We start from the raw sequence: 21,618 nt of genomic DNA on the forward strand, positions 1-21,618 counted from the left end.
ACGTCGTGCACACCGGTCTGCAAAGGGGCGAGGTTATCAGGCGCACCGTAAAGTCGGCTGAAAACCGCCCCAGATCAGCTCAAATCGGTCGGCGTGAAGTTCTTGTCGGCGAGCTGCGTGCGACCGGTCGATCCTTCGCCGGCACCGAGCGCGGGTTCGTCTTCGCCGTCAGCGTCGGTGGGGTGACCGAGCGAGGTTGGGGCGGCATCCGCTGTGCTTCCGGGGCCGATGAGCTCTTCGTCGTTGGGACGATCCGACATCGATGTTCCTCTCCGTTGACCGTTATGACTTCCGTCCACTGTAGGACAGGTGTCTCGGCGGGCGCCAGGTCACGAAGAAAGGCCACCCGGGCGGCAGGGGTTTCACGTGAAACGGCGCGCTGCTCGGGTGGCCACACAGGGGAGGGTCGGGCGTCAGTCCTCGGAGATGGCCGAGTTGTTGCCGGGGGTCGCGTGCGGCACGTGCTTCTCGGCCTCGTGCTGGGCGTCGGCGATGGGGACACCGGGCGTCGCGACATCCGCACCGCCGTTGTCGTCGTCGTCATCGCGATGGGGGTTGCCGGGCGTCGTGTACTCGACGTCGCCCTCCTGCTGCTCGTGGACGGGGTTGCCCGGGGTCTCGTATTCGACAGCGTCGTCGTTCTTCTCGTGGCTCATGGCATCAAACTACGCCGCAGGGGGAGCGGTGTGAAGAAGATTGCACGAACTTTCAGGCGGAACGCTCGGCCCACCACGCGCGCAGGCGGCGGATGGCTTCTTCCTCGCCGAGCGGGCCGTTGTCGAGGCGCAATTCGAGCAGCCAGCGGTAGGCCTCGCCGACCTCACGCCCCGGAGGAATGCCGAGGACCTCTTGGATGCGGTTGCCGTCGAGGTCGGGGCGCACGGCATCCATTTCTTCTTGTTCGCGCAATTCGGCGATGCGCTGCTCGAGGTCGTCGTAGGCGAAACCCAGCCGGTCGGCCTTGCGGCGGTTGCGCGTTGTGACATCGGCGCGCGTGAGCATGTGCAGGCGCTCGAGCAACGGCCCGGCATCGCGCACGTAACGGCGCACGGCCGAATCGCTCCAGGCACCCTCGGAGTAGCCGAAGAAACGCAGGTGCAACTCGATCAAGCGCGACACGTTCTTGATGGTGTCGTTGTCGTAGCGCAGAGCCGTCAGTCGCTTCTTGGCGAGCTTCGCGCCGACCACGTCGTGGTGGTAGAACGTGACGGTTCCGCCCGATTCGAGCTTCTTCGTGGCCGGCTTGCCGATGTCGTGCAGCAGGGCCGCCATGCGCAGCGTGAGGTCGGGGGGTGTGCCCGGATGCCGCTGCTTCTCGTAGTCGATGGCCTGATCGAGCACCGTCAGCGAGTGCTCGTAGACGTCTTTGTGGTGGTGGTGCTCGTCGACCTCGAGGCGCAGCGCCGGAATCTCGGGCAGCACCAGGTCGGCGAGCCCGGTGTCGACGAGCAGCTGGATGCCGGCGCGGGGGCTGTCGGTGCACAACAGTCTGGTGAGCTCGCCCTGCACGCGTTCGATGCTGACGATCGACAGGCTGTCGGCGCGTCGGCGCATGGCCTCGACCGTGTCGTCGCTGGGCGTGAACCCGAGCTGGGCGGCGAAGCGGGCGGCGCGCAACATGCGCAGGGGGTCGTCGCCGAACGAGACATCCGCCGTGCTGGGGGTGCGCAGAATGCCGGCCAGCAGGTCTTCGACGCCCGTGGACGGGTCGACGAGCGCCATCTGTGGCAGGCGCAAGGCCATGGCGTTGACCGTGAAGTCGCGGCGGGCGAGATCGCTCTCGAGGGTGTCGCCGAAGGCCACGACGGGTTTGCGGGTGACGCCGTCGTAGGCGTCGGCGCGGTAGGTGGTGATCTCGACCTGATCGGTGAGGGCGGCACCGGATGCGTCGCGCGCGCTCACCCGGGCGCCGATCGTGCCGAACTCGCGGCCGATGTCCCAGTGCGCGTCGGACAGGGGGGCGATGACCGCCAGGATCTCGTCGGGGCTCGCATTGGTCGTGAAGTCGAGGTCGTGCACCTCGCGGCCGAGCATGGCATCGCGCACGGGCCCGCCGACGAGAGAGAATTCGAACCCCGCCGCGTCGAATGCCTCGGCGAGCCGGGCCACGATGGGGGACTGTGCGAGTGCGCCGAGGCGTGCCAAAGAATCCGCCATGCTCACCATGCCCCCAATCGTAGCGGGCGGCGCCGGGGCAGGTGGGTCAGGCGACGCCGCGCAGGGCGGTCAGGCGAGCGGCTGCACGAAACCGTCGAGGATGAGCTGGCGCACGCGGGGGAGGAGTTCCTGGCGGAGCGCCGGCACGTCGGCCTCGAGCAGCTGTGCGATGGCCTCGACGATGACGCCGACCGGCAGCTCGCCATCCGATGCGCCGACGAGGGCCGCGAGCGCCGTATCGAGCTTCACGGTGCGGGCGAAACCGCCGCCCTGCTTGAGCGTGATGGTGGACGGGTCGTCGTTACCCGGCCAGTAGTTGCGTTCCTCGGTGACGTCGGGTGCCACCTGCAGCGTGGCGCGCCAGAGCGCGTCGTCGTCGTGCGCCGCGATCCAGTCGTGCGCGTCGAGCACGGCGGCGATGTGGGTGCCGAGACCCGATGAAGCGGCGAGCGCGTCGGGCATGCGCTCGAAGCGTCGCAGGGGTTCGGCGGTCGGGACGGCGGGGGCGCGGCGCAGCGTGAGGTAGCCGAAACCGACCGATTCGACACCGCGTTCGGCGAAGTCATCCAGCCAGGCGTTATAGAGACGGTCGAAGTCGGGGGTTGCGCTGCGCGTGCCGCCGTCGCGGATCCACGTCTCGGCGTAGGCGGCGGGGTCTTGTCGCTCGCGTTCGATGAGCCAGACGTCGAGCGGCGTGTCGGATGCCTGCACCCACCCGCGCACGCGGTCGAGACCGTCTTCGCCCGAGCGGTACTCCCAGTTTCCGAGCATCTGTGCAATGCCACCGGGGTTCAGGTGACGACCGACGCCCGTGACGACCTCGCGCATGATGCCGTCGCCGATGCGACCGCCGTCGCGGTATTCGTAGGCCGGGACATCCGATCGGCGCGGGGTGATGACGAAGGGAGGGTTGGTCACGATCTGGTCGAAGCGCTCACCCTCGACGGGTTCGAACATGTCGCCGAGACGGAACTCGATGTTGTGCACACCGTTGAGCCGCGCGTTGAGGGCGGCGATCTCGAGCGCGCGGGGCGAGATATCCGTGGCGACCACGTGCTCGGCGTGGCGCGCGGCGTGCAGGGCCTGGATGCCGCATCCGGTGCCGAGATCGAGCACACGCCCAACCGGCCGCGACACCATCAAGCCGCTCAAGGTGAGGGAAGCTCCGCCGACGCCCAGCACGTGATCGGTCGTGAGCGCGCCCTCGAGCACCATCTCGCCGAGATCGGAGACGATCCACCAGCTGCCGGCGCCGGCCGTGTCGACGAAACTGTAGGGCCGCAGGTCGACGCGGGCGCGGGCCCGACCGTCCTCGACAGAGACGAGGCCCAATTCGACGGCGCCATCGAGGCCCAGGGTCGGAAGGGATGCGGCGAGCGCCGACGCATCGACGGGAACGCCCAAGAGAAAGAGGGAGGCCAACGTGGCCGCCGTCTCGGCGGGATCGACGGAGGCGGACATCGATTCGGATTCCGACGCCGAGGCCGGCTCCGGTGCCTGTGCTGCTTGGCGTGCGGCGAGCGCACGTAGCGCCGGAACCCGCTCGCCACGGTGCAGGGCCTGCTCGGCGCGCTCACCCCACAGCTCGGACAGCGTACCGACCGAGAAATCGGAGGTCTCGAGGTCGGCGGCAAGGCGGTCGATGAGCGTGTCAGTCACCTCACTATTCAACTGCATGCCCCCGCGCTCGACCGACCGAACAGTGCACGTATGATGAGCACAGAGCCCGAACCCGTCCGCGCACCGCATCCCATCGATCGCGCGCCAGACAGGGTGCAGGGCAGCGACGACGACGTCGAGGCGGGGAGAGCCGAGGCTCAGCCGCCGCGGACATCCGACCACCGGTCGGCCCGCCACACAACGACGATGCTCCCGCCAAACGGCGCGCATCGTGAGCACCACTCGCATCAAGCACACGGAACAGGCCTCGCGGCCACCGCAGGCGAACGAACTCGAACCGAGAACCGCTCGCACAACACCCGCACCGGAAGGGGGACGCAGATGACAACAGAAGCCACCACGCAGTCAAGCGGAGGAGACGGATCCTCGTTTATGCGCTCGGCGCCGAGCCTGCCCGAATCGCAGATCTCCACCGCCCCCGAGCTCGTCCTCATCGCCAACAGCACCCGGCCCCGCCGCCTCGAGCGCGATGACATCGTGCAGCGCAAGGGCAAATTCGCCCTGCTCAACGGTCACCTCACGCCGCGCGACTCGATGATCGAAGACCTCATCGCCGTGCGCGACGCCCTCGAGGCCGCCGGCATCCAGTACCTCCTCGTGCGCGGCGACAACGACCGCCTCGTGATCGCCGTCGACCGCAAAGAACGCCGCGCCCTGCAGGCCGCCTTCGCCGAGGCATTCGCCAACGAGCCCTTCTACTCAGAAACCGTCGACCGGGATGCCGGTGAGCCCGTATTGCTCGCCGACGGCGCCCTCTCCGACACCCGCAAGGCCGCCATCTTCCGCCTCTACCGTCCCCGCGTCGAACCCCTCGGCCGCCTGCGTTACGGCCCCGAGACCGCCCTGCAGCTCGAACTCTGGCGCTTCGGCGACGACGAGATCGTCGCCCCCACCGAAAACGCGCTCATGCGCCGCGAACTGCCGCGCTCCGAGGCCGTCGAAGACACCGTCGAGATGTTCGGCCGCACCTGGCCGACGCTCGAGAACATGTTCGCCCCGCTCGCGAGCGACCTCAACTTCGACATCGACATGGTCTTCAGCTGGGTGGATGGCTCGGACATCGAGTTCCAGCGCGCCCGCGCCAAGCGCATGAAGAACTACGTGGTCGGCGACGGCGACGACTCCGAGGCCCGCTACCGCCAGATCGACGAACTGAAGTACGCCCTGCGCAGCGTCTACATGTTCGCGCCCTGGGTGCGCCGCATCTTCATCGCCACCGACTCGCCGCGCCCCGCGTGGCTGGCCGAGCATCCCCTCGTCACCATCGTGCCGAGCGAGACGTTCTTCCCCGACACCTCGGTGCTGCCCACGCACAACTCGCACGCCGTCGAATCGCAGTTGCACTACATCGACGGCCTGGCCGAGCACTTCCTCTACTCCAACGACGACATGTTCTTCGGCCGCCCCATCGGCCCGCAGCTGTTCTTCTCGCCCGGCGGGGTGACCAAGTTCGTCGAGGCGCACACGCGCATCGGCCTGGGCGACAGCGACCCGTCGCGCAGCGGTTTCGAGAACGCCGCCCGCGTGAACCGACGCCTGCTGCGCGAGCGCTTCGGCAAGGTCACCACGCGCCACCTCGAGCACTCGGCCGCGCCCCTGCGCAAGAGCGTCATGCGCGAGCTCGAAAACGAGTTCCCCACCGAGTTCACGCAGACCGCCGCGAGCCGTTTCCGCTCGGCCACCGACATCTCGGTGACCAACTCGCTCTACCACTACTACGCGCTCATGACCGGCAAGGCGGTCGTGCAGACCGATGCCAAGGTCAAATACATCGAGACGACCCTGAAGTCGTCGCTGCGACAGATGGACCGACTGCTGAAACGCCGCAACCAGGACATGTTCTGCCTGAACGACGGCTCGAAGCCCGAGATCTCGGTCGAGACCCGCACCGAAGCCGTCACCGACTTCCTCGAGCGCTACTTCCCGATCGTGGCGCCGTGGGAGAAGGCCGCGGTCAGCGAAGCGACGGCACCGGCTCCGGCACCGAAGCAGGCTGAGGCACGGTCAACGGCTCTTCGCGGGTCGGTGCACGAGTAACAGGCCCGCCGATCGTGACGCCGGCCCGCAACAGGCGGCTGGCGCTCTCGTCGGCATCCACATAGCCGAGCGTCGGGAATTCTCCGAGGGGAACCACCGAGTGCAGCACGGTGGACGGGTAGACGTGCACCAGGTTGAACGCTCGCGCGCCATCCTGAGGCCGTGTGCCGCCCGTGGGCACCGTGAGGTCTTGTGTGTAGCACGTGGCCGAAGCGACCGAGACGGGGATGCCCGCGAACGTGCCGCTCGACGAGTAGTGCAGGTGACCGGCGAGGATGCTGCGTACATCGGTGCCCTCGAGCACCTCGGCCAGGCCGCCCTGGTCGCGCAACTCGACGCTGACCGCCAGGTCGAGCACGCTGGGCAGCGGCGGGTGGTGCATCGCAAGGATGGTGCCGTGCGGCGCCTTTACCGAGAGCTCCTCAGCCAACCAGTCGAGCTGCTCGCCCGCGATCTCGCCATGGTGCAGGCCCGGAACGGTGGAGTCGAGCGTGATCACGCGCAAACCGTTGATGTCATAGACGCGGTCGACGGGGCGCATCGTCGGCACCTCGTCGAACAAACCCTCGCGGAAGTTCTCGCGGTTGTCGTGGTTGCCCATGACCCAGATGACGCGGGCACCCATGCGGGCGGCAGCCGGTTCGACGATCTCGCGCAGACGCTGATAGGCCTCGGGTTCGCCCCGATCGGCGAGATCGCCCGTGAAGACGATGGCCTCGGGGCGGCCGCGCGACGCCTCGAGTTCGACGAAGAGTCGGCGCAAGTACTCGGTGCTGTCGACCTGCCCGTAGAGGCGCTTGGTGCCGGCCAGCAGGTGAGTGTCACTCACGTGAAGAATGAAATGGTCCGGCCTCGGGTATTCGGCCGTTCGGAGATCCACAGGATGTCCCATTCGTCGAGCGGCCCAAGCCCATTGCTCAAGCCTTCGTGATACTTAGCTCAGCAGACTATTCCGAACATTCGGTGAACGCCACACAAAAGACGGAAGCGGATGTGGGGCCGATGTGAGTGTCGGATGTCGGGCGTAACATGGCCGCATTGTGAAGATCGCGCCACACCAACTCGAAAAGATGCGCGCCGACGCTCGACTCGAACTCTACGTTCTCTATGAGCACCGGTCGCGTCAGGGCGAAGACCCCGCCGATTTCGTGCACGAGCTGCCGAGTGCCGACGAACTCGTCGTTGCCGCCATCCGCGACGACGAACTGCACGATTCGGGCCTGGCCGCCCAACACGGAATGGCCCGGCTCGCGGGGCTGAGCTCGCTGCCCGATGCCGCCCAGCACCGGCAGAACGCGGATGACGTGGAGTTCGAGTTGCTGCGACGCATCGCGCTCGAGCATCCATCACTCATGAGGGCCGCCTGGTCGATGATGGGGCGCATCCGCCGCGGCTGAGCGACCTTCGCGTCACGGTTCGCGCGCCGTGGGGGCGGCGCACAGCGAGTCGCCCTAGAATCGGGAGTTATGTCGGCTCGAACGTCGCGCGCCGGCAGGCAGCCTATGAACCCATTCCGATCAGCAGTACGACTGCGCCAGGTGATCGCCCTCGCAGTCGGTTCGGCGTCCCTGATCGTCGGCGGGCCAGCATCCGCCGCACTGGCCGTCACGAGCCACGGGGGAGTGGCTTCCCCGGTCACGGCGGTTGCCCCGGGCATCGCCCCCGGTGTCGCGCAGGCAGATGAGATCACGGCCAATCTGCACCTGAGTGGCAGCCCCGTAGCGCCCGGCGGCATCATGACCGTCACGGCGTCGGTGACCAACCGCACCGCCGAGACCATTCCCGCCGGCCGGCTCGTGCTGTCATCCGGATCGAGCCGCATCGACGCGACCAACGCCTTCGACGCGTGGATGGGAACCAACCCCGGGGCGGGCGACGACGGTGCTGCCGAGGCCGACCAGCTCGTCGCCGATATCCGCACCGGACACGAAATCACCGCCGTCGACGTCGACGAAATCTCACCAGGTGCGTCGTTCTCGACCGAATCGATCCTCGTACCCGCCGATTCGCTGGAACTGCCGGCGGACTACGGCGTATATCCCATCCGCGCCTCCTACTCGGCCGGCGCGGCCACAGCCGAATCTCGAGACACATTCATCTTCACGCCGACCGCGGCACCCGCCACCGTCGGCGTCGCCGTGGCCGTGCCGCTCACCGTTCCGGCCAGCGCCGATGGCCTCATCCCCGCCGACCTGCTCGAAACCTACACCGGACCCTCCGGTGTGCTCACGCGTCAGCTCGACGGAGTCCGCGACCGCCCCGTCGCGATCGGCATCGACCCTCGCATCATCGCCTCCATCCGCGCCCTGGGAACGGCCGCCCCCGAATCGGCCACGAGCTGGCTCGAACGGCTCCAATCGGCCACCAACGAGACCTTCGCGCTGCAGTACGCCGACGCCGACCCGGCGGCGCAATCGCAGATGGGCTTCGACGCGCTCCTGCAGCCGACCTCACTTCTCTACGGCATGAACCCCGCCAACTTCGCGGGCATGACACCGCCGCCGGCCGTGCCCACAGAACCGTCGACCGCGGGCACCGACGGCGCGCACAGCGTGCCGGGCGCTACCCCGACGGCCACGACCCAACCCGACGGTTCACCCGCGCTCCCCGACCTCGCCCAGCTGCTCGACTGGCCATATACCGATGACGGCATACTCTGGCCGGCCGACGACAGCGCGGCGGCAAGCGACCTGCCCGTCTTCCAAGCGTCCGGTGCAACGCAGACCATCCTCTCGAGCACCAACACGCAACTGGATGCCGCAGCCACCGCCTCGGCCTCAGCCCGCGTGGGTGACGCATCCGTGCTGGTGTCCGATGCCCCCGCGTCGGCCGAATTCCGCGCCGCAACCGTCACCGCCGTCACGCCCGACCAGCAGCAGGATGCCCTCAACGCCCTGTCGTCGCGCCTCGCCGTGCTCTCGAGCAACGCCGCGTCCGACGGCACCGTGGTCCTGCTGACACTCGACCGGGGCGTGCCTCCCACCTCGTTCCGCGTCGGTGAGGCGATCGGGTCGCTGCAGAGCTTGGCCGGCACACGCGTCGCCACACTCGACGACGCGCGGTCGCAGCCATCCGTCGAAACGGCCATTGTCGACGCCGCCGAACCGAGCGACCGCCTCTCGGACCTCGCGGACCGCTGGAAGAACGAATCCCGCCTCGGTGAATTCGCGACCGTGCTCGACCAACCCGAACTGCTCACGGGCCGCGAACGCGCCGAACTCCTGGCGTTGACCGCGATCGGATGGCAGCAGACGCCCGACACCTTCGACGCCGCCGTCGACAAGCACCGCGAGCAGACCTCGCGCACGCTGCAATCCGTGCAACTGGCCACGACGAGCCAGATCACCATGATCAGCGGCCAAGCATCCCTGCCCTTCGCCGTGCGCAACGACCTCGGCTACCCGATCACCGTGCGCCTCGACGCCAGCGCCAGCAACCCGCGCCTCGACATCGACGGTTCGGTCACCAAGAAGGTGCCCGCCAACTCGCGCGAGACCGTTTCGGTGCCGGTCGAAGCACGCCTCGGCAACGGTGACGTCACGGTGCGCCTGCAGCTCTTCAGCGCCACGGGTGTGCGGGTCGCCTCTGACGCCTTCGTGCCGGTCGTCGTGCGAGCCGACTGGGAGGGCATCGGCGCGATCATCCTCGGCACCTTCGTGTTGCTGCTCTTCGTCGGCGGATTGGTGCGCACCATCCTGAAGCGTCGTGCGGAACGCCGTGCCGACGAGACGGCCGCAGCCCCCGAGACCGCTGCAACTCCCGAGACCCCCGAAGCAACCGAAGCAACCGAAGCAACCGGGAAGCCGGACGGCAATGACTAACGCCGCCACCCCCGCGCGCGGCAACCGATCTTCCAGCATCGGCCGGGCCAGCGCCCTGCTCGCCTCGGGCACGCTGGTGTCGCGCCTGCTGGGCTTCGTGAAGGCGATCATCCTCACCGCCACCCTCGGTCAGATCAGTGTCGGCGGCAACGCCTTCGCCAACGCGAATCAGCTGCCCAACACCGTCTATGCGATCATCGCCGGCGGCGTCCTGGGCGCCATCCTGGTGCCGCAGATCGTGCGGGCCACCCTGCACGCCGATCGCGGCCACGCCTACATCAACAAGCTTCTGACCATCGCGATCGTCGTGTTGGCTGGCGCTACCGTCGTCGCGACGTTCGCCGCGCCCGTGCTCGTGCGGTTGGTGGCCGCCACGCTGCCGCCCGATCAGATGGCTCTGACCATTGCCCTGGCCTACTGGTGCATTCCTCAGCTCTTCTTCTACGGCCTGTATACGGTGCTCGGCGAGATCTTGAACGCACACAAGATCTTCGGCCCCTTCACGTGGTCGCCCGTGCTCAATAACGTGGTCGCGATCGCCGGGCTCGTGCTCTTCCAGATCGTCTACGGAGCCGAGGCTGCTAGCCCGCGCGAAGCCGGCGATTTCACACCCGACATGATCGCCGTGCTGGGTGGCTCGGCCACCGTGGGTGTGGCCGTGCAGGCCGTCATCCTGTTCGTGTTCTGGCGCCGGGTGGGCTTGCACTTCCGGCCCGACTTCCACTGGCGCGGAGTGGGCCTGCGCGCGACCGGACGCCTGGCCGGGTGGACCTTCGCGATGATCATCGCCACGCAGCTCGCCGGCCTCGTCCAGTCGCAGACCGCCAACGTCGCCTCGGGTGAGGGACCGTCGGTGCTGGCGCTCCAGAATGCCTGGCTCATCTTCATGCTGCCGCATTCGGTCATCACGGTGTCGCTGACGACGGCCTACTTCACGCAGATGTCCGAGCACGCCCGCGAGCGGGACTTCGTGGCCCTCAGATCGGATGTCTCGACATCCATTCGCCAGGTGTCCCTGCTCATCGTGTTGGCCGCCGCGGGCCTCATCGTCTGCTCCTACCCATTCGCCAGCCTGTTCTCGAGCTCCTATGCCGAAACGGTCGACTTCGCGCTCCTGATCGTCGGATACGTGCTCGGGCTCGTCCCGTTCTGCATCCTGTTCGTCGTGCAGCGCGCGTTCTACGCTCTCGGCGACACGCGCACGCCCTTCTTCTTCACGGTGTTCCAGGTGGTCCTGTTCTCTGCCTTGGCCTCGTTCGCGCTGCTGTTGCCGGCGGATGCCATCGCCTTCTGGTTGACCCTCACGAGCACGGTCGCGGGCACCCTGCAGATGTTTTTGGCGTTCTTCCTGCTGCGTCGGCGTCTGAACGGGCTCGACGTCCAGCACGTCGTCAACAGCGTGCTGCTGTTCAGCTTCTCGGCTGTTCCCGCGGCCGTCGTCGGTGGCATCGCAGGTATCGTGCTCGGCATCGATTCTCCGGATGGTTTCGCGGTCGGCAGCGCGTTCGGAGCGCTCGTCTCGATGGGCATCATCGGAGCCGTCATGACGCTCGTTTATGTGCTCTTCCTGGCGATCTTCCGGGTGCCCGAGCTGCGCCAGGCGCTGCGACCGGTGTTGCGCCGATTGGGTCGCTGAGGCGCCACGCGTCGTCCCGGGCGGCTCGGAATACTGCGCGGCTAGGATGTGTTTTAGCCGTCACGAGCACAAAAGCGAGGAGCATCCGTCGTGCGTAACGTCATCATTATCGGTTCGGGTCCCGCGGGTTACACCGCGGCCATCTATGCCGCACGTGCAAACCTCAAACCCGTCCTCATCGCGTCGAGCGTCGAGGCGGGCGGCGAGCTCATGAACACGACCGAGGTCGAGAACTTCCCGGGCTTCCCCCAGGGCATCCAGGGCCCCGACCTCATGTTCAAGATGCAGGAGCAGGCCGAGCGATTCGGCACCGAGGTCATCCTCGACGATGTCACCGAGGTCTCCCTCGACGGCCCCGTCAAGACGGTCACCACCGGCTACAGCGGCACCCTCGAGGCCCGCTCGGTCGTCTTCGCCACCGGTTCGGCCTACCGCAAGCTGGGTCTGGCCGACGAGGAGCGCCTGAGCGGCCGCGGCATCTCATGGTGTGCCACGTGCGACGGGTTCTTCTTCAAGGAGAAGACCATCGCCGTCGTCGGCGGCGGCGACTCCGCGATGGAAGAGGCCACGTTCCTCACGCGCTTCGCGTCGAAGGTCTACGTCATCCACCGCAAGGACTCGCTGCGGGCCTCCAAGATCATGCAGGAGCGCGCCTTCCAGAACGAGAAGATCGAGTTCCTGTGGAACAACGAGGTCGTCGGCATCAACGGTGAGAACGCCGTCGAGTCGGTCACGCTGCGCAACACGGTCGACGGGTCCGAGCAGGTCCTTCCCCTCGGAGGCCTCTTCGTCGCCATCGGCAACGACCCGCGCGTGCACCTCGTGCACCAGCAGCTCGAGCTCACCTCCGACGGCGTCATCGCGGTCGACGGTCGCTCGTCGCGCACGAGCCTCGCCGGTGTCTTCGCCGCGGGTGACGTGATCGACCCGCACTATCGTCAGGCGATCACCGCGGCAGCCTCGGGCACGGTGGCTGCTCTCGACATGGAGAGCTACCTGGCCGAACTGGAGCAGGCCGAAGCCCACCTCGACGCCCCGGCCGATCATGAGGTCGAGGCGGAAGCCGAGGCCGTCGAAAGTGCCAGTGCCCGCGCCGCGGCCAGCGCAAGCGAAGCGGCCACCGTCGGCGCCTAACCGGCACCGCTGCGGCCCTCCAGCCTCACCAACCCCGGCTCGCACGTCGAGCCGTTCAGACTCACCCGACCACCAACAAGGAGCAGATAACAATGAGCGCACGCGCCGTAACCGAGCAGTCCTTCAACCAGGAAGTGCTGCAGTCCGACAAGCCGGTCCTCGTGGACTTCTGGGCCGCCTGGTGCGGTCCCTGCCGCATGGTCTCGCCGATCCTCGACCAGATCGCGTCTGAGAACACTGACAAGCTCGACATCGTCAAGGTCAACGTCGACGAGAACCCGCAGCTGGCCGTCGACTACCAGATCACGTCCATCCCCGCCCTGAAGGTCTTCAAGGGTGGCGAGGTCGTGCAGTCCATCGTGGGCGCGAAGCCCAAGGCCGCCCTCGAGGCCGACCTGGCCGCCTTCCTGGCATAGCCTGACGCACTCGAGTGACCCGTCCGGCAATCTGCCGGGCGGGTCACTTTTGTTTAAGCACCCGAGAAGCCCCGATAGCATGTGAAGAGATCAGAACGGATTTGACGTGGAAGAACCAGGCACCCCCCGCTCCGTCGGGAACAACCTTGACCCGTGGTATTCGAACTACGCCGAGCGCACCGCCGGCCTGTCCGCCAGCGAGGTCCGAGCCCTCTTCGCCGTGGCCAGTCGCCCCGAGGTGGTTTCGCTCGCCGGTGGCATGCCCAACGTGTCGGCCCTGCCGCACGATGTCATCACCGACTCCATCGCCCGCGTCATGCGCGAGCAGGGCGCCACGGCGCTGCAGTATGGTTCGGGAGCCGGTCAACCAGTGCTGCGCGAGCAGATTCTCGAGGTCATGGCGCTCGAGGGCATCCGCGGCACGGTCGACAATGTCGTCACGACGGTGGGTTCGCAGCAGGCGCTCGACCTCGTCACCAAACTCTTCATCGATCCGGGCGACGTCATCCTGGCCGAGGCGCCCAGCTACGTCGGTGCGATCGGCGTGTTCCGGTCTTATCAGGCATCCGTCGTGCACGTCGCCATGGACGATGACGGCCTCATCCCCGATGCGCTGCGCCAGACGATCGCGCAGCTGCGCGGCCAGGGCCGTCGCATCAAGTTCCTCTACACCATCCCCAATTTCCACAACCCGGCCGGCATCACGTTGAGTGCCGAGCGCCGCCCAGAGATCCTCGAGATCTGCCGGGCCAACGAGATTCTCGTCGTCGAAGACAATCCCTATGGGTTGCTCTACTTCGATCACCCGGCTCCGGATGCCCTGCGCTCGATCGACGACGAGGGTGTCATCTATCTCGGCTCCTTCTCTAAGACTCTGGCCCCGGGCTTCCGCGTCGGCTGGGTGCTCGCACCGCACGCTATCCGCGAGAAGCTCATCCTCGCTGCCGAGTCGGCCATCCTGTCGCCCAGCGCGTTCAGCCAGCTGACCGTCGCCGAGTATTTGAAGACGGCTAATTGGAAGGGTCAGATCGACACCTTCCGCGGGGTCTACCACGAGCGCAAAAAGGCCATGGTGTCGGCGTTGGCCGAATACCTGCCCGACCTGACGTGGACCGATCCGAACGGTGGCTTCTACGTCTGGCTGTCCCTGCCCGATCAGCTCGACTCCAAGCAGATGCTGCCGCGCGCGGTGAAGGAGCTCGTCGCGTTCACGCCCGGAACGGCGTTCTTCGCCGACGGCCGAGGTCGTCACGCCATGCGCTTGTCGTTCTGCCACCCGACGCCCGAAAACATCCGCGTCGGCATTCGGCGCCTCGCCACCGTGATCAACGGCGAGATCGATTTGCTCGAGACCTTCGCCGGCACCGGCATGCTCGAGTCGCGCTCGAGTGATCGCCACGTCAGCACACCCCCGCCGAACCTGAACTGATCCCCGAGAGGCCGATCGATGTCATCCGAGAACTCTTTGTCCGTCGTCGTCCTGGCGGGCGGCATCTCCCATGAGCGGGACGTCTCCCTGCGTTCGGGCCGTCGGGTCGCCGACGAGCTCGTGGCCGCCGGCCATCGCGTCACCCTGCTCGACCCCGGTGCGGGCACGCTCGCGACGATCCTCGAAGCCGGGCCCGACGTGGTGTGGCCCGCGCTGCACGGCGCCAGCGGCGAAGACGGCGCGCTCCAAGCCCTGCTGGGTGCCCGCGGCATCCATTACCTCGGCAGCGGACCGCACGCGGCGTCTCTGGCCTGGTCGAAGCCCACGGCGAAGATCCTCGTCGACCGTGCCGGCATCAAAACGGCGCCGTGGATCAGCATGCCCCGCGAGACGTTCCGCGAGCTCGGCGCCGGGGGAGTCATCGTTGAACTGGCGGCCGCGGTCGGCACCCCCTCGGTGGTCAAGCCCGCGCAGGGCGGTTCGGCGCAGGGAGTCACCATCGTCGCGGACGAGTCCGACCTGCCGCGCGCGCTCGTCGACGCCTATACCTACTCCGATGTCGCGCTCGTCGAGCAGAAGATCGAGGGCACGGAGCTGGCCATCTCCATCATCGACACGGGTGACGGCCCCGAGGCTCTTCCCGCGGTCGAGATCGAGCCGGTCTCGGGCGTCTACAGTTTCGAGGCGCGGTACAACGCGGGGGAGACGACCTTCTACGCACCCGCGCGCGTCTCCGACGAGGTCGCTGCTCGCGCATCCGAGGTCGCCCTCCAGGTGCACCAGGTCCTGGGCCTGCGCCACGTTTCGCGCATCGATGTCATCGTGGATGCCGCGGGCGAAGTGTGGTTCCTCGAGGCCAACATGATTCCCGGCACGACAGAAACCTCGCTCTTCCCTCAGGCCATTGAGGCTGCGGGACGCTCGCTCGCCGACACCTACGGCGCTTTGGCAGAGTTCGCCGCCCGCGGCTGACGCACGCTTTCGTCCCACGACAGGCAGCCTTCACACCTGGAGGGTGCCTGTCGTGTTTCACGTGAAACATGTGATGGGCCTGTGTCGACTGGCAGTCTTTGCTCGGCCGCAGTCATCCCTATCGGGGCTGCTTTCACGCCCGCAGTGCTGCTCTCACGCCGGCAGTGCTGCCCCCATCCCTGACGGGGCTGCTCTCATCCGTATCAGGGTGGCTCTCATGGCTGACGCGCTGCTCTGCGTCTAACGCGCTGCTCTGCGTCTAACAGTGCTGCTCACGTGCCTGACGGCGCTACTCTCGTGTCTGACGGGCTACTCTCACGTTGAACGAAGCTGCCTACTGCCTCGGTGCGCTGAAGAAACGGGGTGTTATCGTGCCTCGGGACTTGCCGTGAGAGGGGCTGACGACAGGAAGCGGCGGGCCCCATTCCCTTGGAGCTGGTAACCGCTGGGCGTGTGACCGCTGAGCATGTGACCGCTGAGCATGCGGCCGCTGAGCGTGGTGCCCCTGCTTACACGACCCCGTCGTTCCTTCGGATCGTACGCAGACGAGCGCCGTCAGAGAAACGAAAGGCGGCCCGTCGTTGCCGCGGGCCGCCTCGTGTCGCCTCTGTTCCGGCTAGTTTTTGTCGGCGGATGCCGCGGTATCTCCATATCCGGGTTCACCGAGGATGCCGAGGATACGGTTGAGGTCCCCAATGGTGGCGAAATCGATCGCAATCTGGCCTTTCTTTGCCGACAGCCCGATGCGCACGCGGGTGTCCAGGCGATCGCCGAGACGATCTGCGATGTCATCCAGAACCCCGCGGCGGCTGCCGGCCGACGGCTTGCCCTTCTTCGCGGAGGACTGACTCACGGCCGCTTCCGCTGCGCGAACGGACAGGTCCTCGTTGACAATCTTGTCGGCGAGCTTCTGCATCGCTTCGACATCGCCGGCCGCGAGCACGGCTCGAGCGTGTCCTGCGCTGAGAACGCCGGACGCGACCCGGCTCTGCACTGTTGCGGGTAGCTTGAGCAAGCGGAGCGTGTTGGAGATCTGCGGACGCGAACGTCCGATTCGTTCCGCCAACTGCTCTTGTGTGATTCCGAAGTCCTCGAGCAGCTGTTGGTAGGCCGAGGCCTCTTCGAGGGGGTTGAGCTGTGAGCGGTGCAGGTTCTCGAGCAGGGCATCGCGAAGCATGTCCTCGTCGGCGGTGTCCTTGACGATCGCGGGGATGGTGGTCAGCCCGGCCTCCTGCGATGCGCGCAGTCGCCTTTCACCCATGATCAGCTCGTACTTGCCCTCCGAACCGGGCAGTGAGCGCACGACGATGGGCTGCAGAACACCCACTTCACGGATGCTGTGCACAAGCTCCGACATGTGCTCCGGGTCGAAGTAGGTTCGCGGCTGTACGGCATTGGGCACGATGTCGGATTGTGCGATGCTTGCCAAGCGCGCACCCGGCACGGCAACCAGGTTCGGTGTGCTCTCGGAGTCAGGGGTCGCCACCTCGGTCACAGCCGGAACGTCGGCAATGGTCTCCACGTCCGTCGCGGGGGATTCGGGCTGCGAGGCAGCCTTCGACGCGTCGCTATGAGGGAAGAACACATCGACCGGCCGCGCGGCAGAGCCTTCGGGAGCCGTAGGGATCAGGGCACCGATGCCCCGCCCGAGTCCTGTTCGTTTCGTCGCCATCTGTGTTGCGCTCCTTAGTTCTGCGGGGAAGTTGTGAGTTTGTCGCCGTACCGGCGCGCCATTTCATTGGCGGCTTCGAGGTAGGAGATCGCACCGAGCGACGACGGATCGTAGGAGATCACTGTCTGGCCAAAACTCGGCGCCTCGGAGATGCGCACGGCGCGAGGAATGACGGCCTGAAGCACCTTGTCGGTGAAGTGGCTGCGCACGTCGTCGGCCACCTGGTTGGCAAGATTCGTGCGGCCATCGAACATCGTGAGCAAGATAGTCTGCAGGGAGAGAGTCGGATTGAGATGCTTCTGAATCAGCTCGATACTGCCCAGGAGCTGACTCAACCCCTCCAGCGCGTAGTACTCGCACTGAATAGGGATCATGACCTCGGATGCCGCGACGAAGGCGTTGATCGTCAACAAACCCAGCGACGGCGGGCAGTCGATGAAGATGTAGTGGTACGGCTGGTCGACAGAGCGTTGCAGATCTTCGACAGCCGTCCGTAGTCTGTGCTCACGGGCAACCTGCGAAACGAGCTCGATTTCGGCCCCAGCCAGGTGAATCGTAGATGGCGCGCAGAAGAGAGTGTCGAACTCGGGGCTCTTTTGGATTACCTCCGTGAGAGGGAAATCGTCAATGAGAACATCGTAGACACTGGGGACATCGGCGTGGTGTTGCACCCCGAGTGCAGTGGATGCGTTGCCCTGCGGGTCGAGGTCGATCACGAGAACGCGCGCGCCCAGTTTCGCCATGGCCGCGGCCACGTTGACGGCCGTGGTCGTCTTACCCACGCCGCCCTTTTGATTGGAGACCGTGATGACACGGGTCGTTCGGGGGAGGGGAGCGGACACATCGGCGACGCGCTTACGACGCTTGGTGAGGTCAGCCAGCTCGCGCGCCAGCGGTGAATCCTCGAACGAGCCGAAGCTCATATCGTCGCCGCTTGGCTCTGATTGTTTCACGTGAAACCTTCTTGTGTCGGGGTCATATCAACCGTACCCGACGGCGCCGACGGCTGCCGCCATCGAACCCACCCTCTTGCGGTCAAACTCCTCGATCGCAACTTCGCAACACTGAATTAGCGGTCTGAAAGCTACAATTTTTGCATCCTGCGATCGCCGCCGTCGGCCTCAGGATCGTTCTCAGCGCGATTTTTCTCGGCAAATTCAGTCCAACTGCGATCAAGAACCGCCTCGCAATCTCGATTTCGGTGCTGTGGCTACCTCGAGAGCCGGCCGTCCCGACGGATAGCTCCCTCAGTGCAACATGGACGGAGTCCAGCCTGTACGGAGCTCAAGGTGTACGAAGCCCCACGTCCGAAGAGTTACCCTTCTTTCAAGCCGCTCGCGACATGTGCTCACCATCTGCTCGGAGGACTATCGCGGAGTGTTCGAGCGAAACGACTATCGCGGAGCGTTCGAACGAAACGACTATCGCGGAGCGTTCGAACGAAACGACTATCGCGGAGCGTTCGAGCGAAACGACTATCGCGGACCCCGGAGAGGTGCTTCACGAGGCGCCTTCCAGGAACGGTCGCAATTGCGTGCCGGGATCTCTCCCACACCCCGAACACACTAGGCCGCGCACTCCGGCGAACCGCGCAATCGGAGAGCAGAGACCCGCGAGTGTTTCACGTGAAACGCAGCAGCGGCCGGCAGGGAATACTCCGCATTGAAAATCCGCAGGCAGGCAACTTGTATTCGACCGAAGTGAGCCTATGAAGTACCGGCCGCTACGCAGCACCGGGGATAGCGATGCTGCCGCCGGTTACTCTCCACAAGAATGATTCGACTGTGAAGCTGGTAGCGGCGAGCCATCAATGGCTCATCCGAGCTCTTTCACCGCACTCCGGACCGTTTCACGTGAAACATGTCTCCGCTCCTCTAATGAATCGTAGAGGCCAAGCCGATTATCGATGATATCCAGGTATGCGTTACAGCCTTTGTAGCTTCACGACATCCGTAGGTATGACATGCCAGGGGGTCGCCCCGCTCCTCCGGAGTGGGCTCAGAAGATCGCGTCCCCGGAGGTAACGTGCCGCATCAGCCCACCGCCGTGCCCGGAGCCAGGAGGAGGGACAGCGCGTTCAATCTCAGCCCCAAGCCGAGAGTCCGCGGTGCCATCCTGTCTGCAGGACGATGAACGATGCGAGCACCCACGAAACGGATCGCGTCATCATGTTTCACGTGAAACATAGGATCAGCGAGGCTCCAGCTCGGTGACGGCAAATCGAACTGGCGTGCGCCAGCCAGCACGAGCGCACAGGTTGATCGACCGGCTGCGCACAACGCAGTACGTGGGAGTTGGCGGTCAGACCGCGACGCAGAGTTTCGAATCAGCCGATCAAGACGCATCCGCCGGGGATCCCTCCGACGCAGTGGAGTCGCGCCATCCCGGGAAGTTCCTGATGAGAGGGAACTTAAGGACGCCCGACAACGCCTAGAAAAACTGAATCACGAGGTAAAGGGCCACCATCAACGATCACCGTAGAAGCATGGTCGACCAGAGATGAGCTAGCGAACAGTGCCGAGCAACGCACGAGTGGGCTCAGCGACGACGCCTTCACCCAACACCTCCACGCGGACATCCTTCACGCGGTACTTCTTGATCTCTCGGGCGGCGGCATCGATCTCGGCCTGCGCGTTCGCACCCTTGAGGAGCACAAGTTCACCACCGTCGCGAAGCAGGGGAGCGGTCAACGCCAGAAGCTTCTTGAAGGCACTGACAGCGCGCGCGGTCACCTGGTCGAGCTGGCCCTCGAGACCGGACTCTTCGGCGCGGGCGCGACGAACCTCGACATTGTCGAGACCCAATTCCCGCGCCTGCGACGACAGCCAGTCGGTACGACGTTCCATCGGCTCGACCAGAACGAACTGCACGTCGGGTCGCTGCAACGCCAGCACCAGCCCCGGCAGACCTGCGCCCGATCCGATATCGCCTACCAGCCCGGGCTGAAGCAGCGGCCCGAGCAGCGCTGAGTTGAGAATGTGCCTGGTCCACAGTCGAGGAAGCTCGAGAGGCCCGATGAGGCCGAGCTCTTCGCCGTGCTGCGCCAGGTTATGCGTGAAGGCACGCACGGCGTCGAGGCGGTCGCCGAGAACCGTCTCCGCAGCAGCGGGTTCGGGCTCGAGTGCCTCGAGAATATCGGGGGAGAGGGCCACGTTAGGAACGCGTGATGACGGTGTGACGGTCGCGGCCTTCGCCCTCGGACTCGGAGACGAAACCGCGCTCGGAGACCACATCGTGCACGAGCTTGCGCTCATAGCTCGACATCGGGGGGAGTGCCGCGGACTGAGCGCCGGCCTCGATCTGCTCGATCGCACGCTCGACGAGCTCGGTCAGCTCCTGCTGGCGGGCCTCGCGGGACCCGCCGATGTCGAGGATGAGACGCGAGAATGCACCGGTCTTGCTCTGCACGGCGAGGCGTGTGAGCTCCTGCAGGGCGTTGACCACGTCGGTCTTGGCCAAGACGCGCAGGCTGCTGTTATCGGTCGCCGTGACGCCAACGTAGGCGCGTCCGTTGCGGGCGTCGATGTCGAGGTCGCCATCGAAGTCGCAGATGTCGAGGAACTCTTCGATGTAGTCTGCCGCGACTTCGCCCTCTTCTTCGAGCTGCGAGAGTGTGGGCGCGTCGTCGAGGACGCGTTCCTCGGCGTGTGTGGTGTCAGACATCCGTCTAGCTTCCGTTCTTGATGTTGGGCGTGCCGGGGGCGCCACCGGTCTTCTTGGCGCGGTTCTTGCCCATGGGCTGCTGGCGCTGCGTGGGCTTCTTCTCCTGCACGACGACCGTCTCGGCCGAAGGGGACTCGACGACGAGCTTGCCCTTGCGAGCCAGGCGCTCTTCGCGCTGCTTCGCCGCTTCGGTGCCGGGCATGGGCATGTTGCGGATGATGAGGAACTGCTGAACCATCGTCCAGATGTTGGAGGTCAGCCAGTAGAACATGACGCCCAGCGGGAACGTGAAACCGGAGAACAGGAACACGAACGGGAGGATGTAGAGCAGCACCTTCTGCTGGCGGAACATCGGGCTGGCCTTGGTCTCGTCCGAGATGTTCTTCGAGACGATCTGCAGCTGCGTGATGAACTGCGACGCGGTCATGAGAACCACCATGATTGCCGCAACGACCATCACGCCGACCTCGGGGCCGCCCACGGCGTTCATGGCGCCCGAGAAGCTGAGGTGCAGAGGCGCAAAACCGAAGAGGGATGCGTCACCGAACTGGTCCGCCAACGTCGCGTTCAGCGGGCCGACACCCTCCTTCGAGTGCTGAGCATCGTTCAACACCGAGAACAGCGCGAAGAAGATGGGCATCTGCACGAGGAGGGGGAGGCACGAGCCGAGCGGGTTGGTGCCCGTCTTCTTGTAGAGCTCCATAGTCTCGCGGCTCATGGCCTCACGCGAGAACTGGTCCTTCTTGCCCTTGTACTTCTCCTGAATCTTCTTCAGCTGGGGCGCGACCTCCATCATGCGTCGCTGGTTCTTGATCTGCTTCACGAACAGCGGGATGAGCGCGGCACGAACGACGAGCACGAGGCCGACGATCGAGAGAACCCAGGTCAGACCGGCTGCCGGGTCGAGGCCGATGGCGCTGAACACCCAGTGCCAGGCGACGAGCAACAGCTCGACCACCCATTTGAGTGGCCAGAGGATGGTCGACAGAAGGTCCATTGCG

The 21,618-nt window shown here is 65.9% G+C and carries 18 protein-coding genes; 8 read left to right on the forward strand and 10 right to left on the reverse strand.

Translation table 11 applies throughout. From position 1 onward, the window contains the following. Positions 1-74: 74 nt before the first annotated feature. The 4 genes from ACUWEX_RS00120 to ACUWEX_RS00135 all read right to left on the reverse strand — a co-directional run bounded on the left by ACUWEX_RS00120 (position 75) and on the right by ACUWEX_RS00135 (position 3,834). A complete protein-coding gene (locus ACUWEX_RS00120; RefSeq protein WP_077054639.1) occupies positions 75-260 on the reverse strand; it encodes a hypothetical protein in 186 nt (61 codons plus the stop codon). A 153-nt stretch (positions 261-413) separates the two neighbouring features. Continuing rightward, positions 414-656 (reverse strand): hypothetical protein, encoded by a 243-nt coding sequence (locus ACUWEX_RS00125; RefSeq protein ID WP_077054638.1) that lies wholly within the window; start codon positions 654-656, stop codon positions 414-416. A 52-nt stretch (positions 657-708) separates the two neighbouring features. After that, entirely contained in the window at positions 709-2,166 is a 1,458-nt protein-coding gene (locus ACUWEX_RS00130; protein WP_445996713.1) for a CCA tRNA nucleotidyltransferase, read from the reverse strand. A 60-nt stretch (positions 2,167-2,226) separates the two neighbouring features. Continuing rightward, a complete protein-coding gene (locus ACUWEX_RS00135; protein WP_445996714.1) occupies positions 2,227-3,834 on the reverse strand; it encodes a DUF7059 domain-containing protein in 1,608 nt (535 codons plus the stop codon). Between the two features lie 375 nt (positions 3,835-4,209). Here ACUWEX_RS00135 and ACUWEX_RS00140 point away from each other — a divergent pair, with 375 nt between their 5' ends. Next, entirely contained in the window at positions 4,210-5,874 is a 1,665-nt protein-coding gene (locus ACUWEX_RS00140) for a stealth family protein (RefSeq protein WP_445997585.1), read from the forward strand. On the opposite strand, the gene ACUWEX_RS00145 is transcribed toward ACUWEX_RS00140, so the two are convergent. Further along, positions 5,792-6,766 (reverse strand): phosphodiesterase, encoded by a 975-nt coding sequence (locus ACUWEX_RS00145; RefSeq protein ID WP_079726298.1) that lies wholly within the window; start codon positions 6,764-6,766, stop codon positions 5,792-5,794. The genes ACUWEX_RS00140 and ACUWEX_RS00145 overlap by 83 nt on opposite strands. A gap of 148 nt (positions 6,767-6,914) precedes the next feature. On the opposite strand from ACUWEX_RS00145, the gene ACUWEX_RS00150 reads away from it, so the two are divergent. From ACUWEX_RS00150 to ACUWEX_RS00180, 7 genes are all read left to right on the forward strand, one after another. Continuing rightward, positions 6,915-7,271: a hypothetical protein gene (locus ACUWEX_RS00150; RefSeq protein WP_234990920.1), complete on the forward strand. Its 357-nt coding sequence runs from the start codon at positions 6,915-6,917 to the stop codon at positions 7,269-7,271. 141 nt (positions 7,272-7,412) lie between these two features. After that, complete coding sequence (locus ACUWEX_RS00155) at positions 7,413-9,695, forward strand: DUF6049 family protein (protein ID WP_445996715.1); 2,283 nt, start codon at positions 7,413-7,415, stop codon at positions 9,693-9,695. After that, positions 9,688-11,331 carry a murein biosynthesis integral membrane protein MurJ gene (gene murJ / locus ACUWEX_RS00160; RefSeq protein WP_445996716.1) on the forward strand — a complete coding sequence of 548 codons (1,644 nt, stop codon included), beginning with the start codon at positions 9,688-9,690 and terminating at the stop codon, positions 11,329-11,331. Before ACUWEX_RS00155 ends, murJ begins: the two co-directional genes overlap by 8 nt. 90 nt (positions 11,332-11,421) lie before the next feature. Further along, positions 11,422-12,465 carry a thioredoxin-disulfide reductase gene (gene trxB / locus ACUWEX_RS00165; RefSeq protein ID WP_445996717.1) on the forward strand — a complete coding sequence of 348 codons (1,044 nt, stop codon included), beginning with the start codon at positions 11,422-11,424 and terminating at the stop codon, positions 12,463-12,465. A 92-nt stretch (positions 12,466-12,557) separates the two neighbouring features. Next, on the forward strand, positions 12,558-12,881 hold the full coding sequence (gene trxA / locus ACUWEX_RS00170) for a thioredoxin (RefSeq protein ID WP_077054629.1): 324 nt from the start codon (positions 12,558-12,560) through the stop codon (positions 12,879-12,881). Positions 12,882-12,987: 106 nt separating this feature from the next. Next, positions 12,988-14,310 carry an aminotransferase-like domain-containing protein gene (locus ACUWEX_RS00175; RefSeq protein ID WP_445996718.1) on the forward strand — a complete coding sequence of 441 codons (1,323 nt, stop codon included), beginning with the start codon at positions 12,988-12,990 and terminating at the stop codon, positions 14,308-14,310. 18 nt (positions 14,311-14,328) lie between these two features. Then, a complete protein-coding gene (locus tag ACUWEX_RS00180) occupies positions 14,329-15,282 on the forward strand; it encodes a D-alanine--D-alanine ligase family protein (protein ID WP_445996719.1) in 954 nt (317 codons plus the stop codon). Positions 15,283-15,898: 616 nt separating this feature from the next. Here ACUWEX_RS00180 and ACUWEX_RS00185 read toward each other — a convergent pair. The 5 genes from ACUWEX_RS00185 to yidC form a co-directional block, all read right to left on the reverse strand. Further along, a complete protein-coding gene (locus ACUWEX_RS00185; RefSeq protein ID WP_445996720.1) occupies positions 15,899-16,954 on the reverse strand; it encodes a ParB/RepB/Spo0J family partition protein in 1,056 nt (351 codons plus the stop codon). 14 nt (positions 16,955-16,968) lie between these two features. Next, positions 16,969-17,877 carry a ParA family protein gene (locus ACUWEX_RS00190; protein WP_079726306.1) on the reverse strand — a complete coding sequence of 303 codons (909 nt, stop codon included), beginning with the start codon at positions 17,875-17,877 and terminating at the stop codon, positions 16,969-16,971. 1,581 nt (positions 17,878-19,458) lie between these two features. After that, on the reverse strand, positions 19,459-20,088 hold the full coding sequence (gene rsmG, locus ACUWEX_RS00195) for a 16S rRNA (guanine(527)-N(7))-methyltransferase RsmG (protein WP_234991032.1): 630 nt from the start codon (positions 20,086-20,088) through the stop codon (positions 19,459-19,461). A gap of 19 nt (positions 20,089-20,107) precedes the next feature. Then, positions 20,108-20,617 carry a Jag family protein gene (locus tag ACUWEX_RS00200; RefSeq protein WP_445996721.1) on the reverse strand — a complete coding sequence of 170 codons (510 nt, stop codon included), beginning with the start codon at positions 20,615-20,617 and terminating at the stop codon, positions 20,108-20,110. Between the two features lie 4 nt (positions 20,618-20,621). Then, positions 20,622-21,614 carry a membrane protein insertase YidC gene (yidC, locus tag ACUWEX_RS00205; protein WP_079726309.1) on the reverse strand — a complete coding sequence of 331 codons (993 nt, stop codon included), beginning with the start codon at positions 21,612-21,614 and terminating at the stop codon, positions 20,622-20,624. Positions 21,615-21,618: the final 4 nt, after the last annotated feature.

The organism is Okibacterium fritillariae (genome assembly GCF_052783725.1).

Excerpts from the sequence above, each read along its gene's own strand:
- ACUWEX_RS00120 (WP_077054639.1), bottom strand. The coding sequence starts at position 260 with ATGTCGGATCGTCCCAACGACGAAGAGCTCATCGGCCCCGGAAGCACA.
- ACUWEX_RS00125 (WP_077054638.1), bottom strand. The coding sequence starts at position 656 with ATGAGCCACGAGAAGAACGACGACGCTGTCGAATACGAGACCCCGGGC.
- ACUWEX_RS00130 (WP_445996713.1), bottom strand. The coding sequence starts at position 2,166 with ATGGTGAGCATGGCGGATTCTTTGGCACGCCTCGGCGCACTCGCACAG.
- ACUWEX_RS00135 (WP_445996714.1), bottom strand. The coding sequence starts at position 3,834 with ATGCAGTTGAATAGTGAGGTGACTGACACGCTCATCGACCGCCTTGCC.
- ACUWEX_RS00140 (WP_445997585.1), top strand. The coding sequence starts at position 4,210 with ATGCGCTCGGCGCCGAGCCTGCCCGAATCGCAGATCTCCACCGCCCCC.
- ACUWEX_RS00145 (WP_079726298.1), bottom strand. The coding sequence starts at position 6,766 with ATGGGACATCCTGTGGATCTCCGAACGGCCGAATACCCGAGGCCGGAC.
- murJ (WP_445996716.1), top strand. The coding sequence starts at position 9,688 with ATGACTAACGCCGCCACCCCCGCGCGCGGCAACCGATCTTCCAGCATC.
- trxA (WP_077054629.1), top strand. The coding sequence starts at position 12,558 with ATGAGCGCACGCGCCGTAACCGAGCAGTCCTTCAACCAGGAAGTGCTG.
- ACUWEX_RS00180 (WP_445996719.1), top strand. The coding sequence starts at position 14,329 with ATGTCATCCGAGAACTCTTTGTCCGTCGTCGTCCTGGCGGGCGGCATC.
- ACUWEX_RS00185 (WP_445996720.1), bottom strand. The coding sequence starts at position 16,954 with ATGGCGACGAAACGAACAGGACTCGGGCGGGGCATCGGTGCCCTGATC.
- ACUWEX_RS00190 (WP_079726306.1), bottom strand. The coding sequence starts at position 17,877 with ATGAGCTTCGGCTCGTTCGAGGATTCACCGCTGGCGCGCGAGCTGGCT.
- ACUWEX_RS00200 (WP_445996721.1), bottom strand. The coding sequence starts at position 20,617 with ATGTCTGACACCACACACGCCGAGGAACGCGTCCTCGACGACGCGCCC.
- yidC (WP_079726309.1), bottom strand. The coding sequence starts at position 21,614 with ATGGACCTTCTGTCGACCATCCTCTGGCCACTCAAATGGGTGGTCGAG.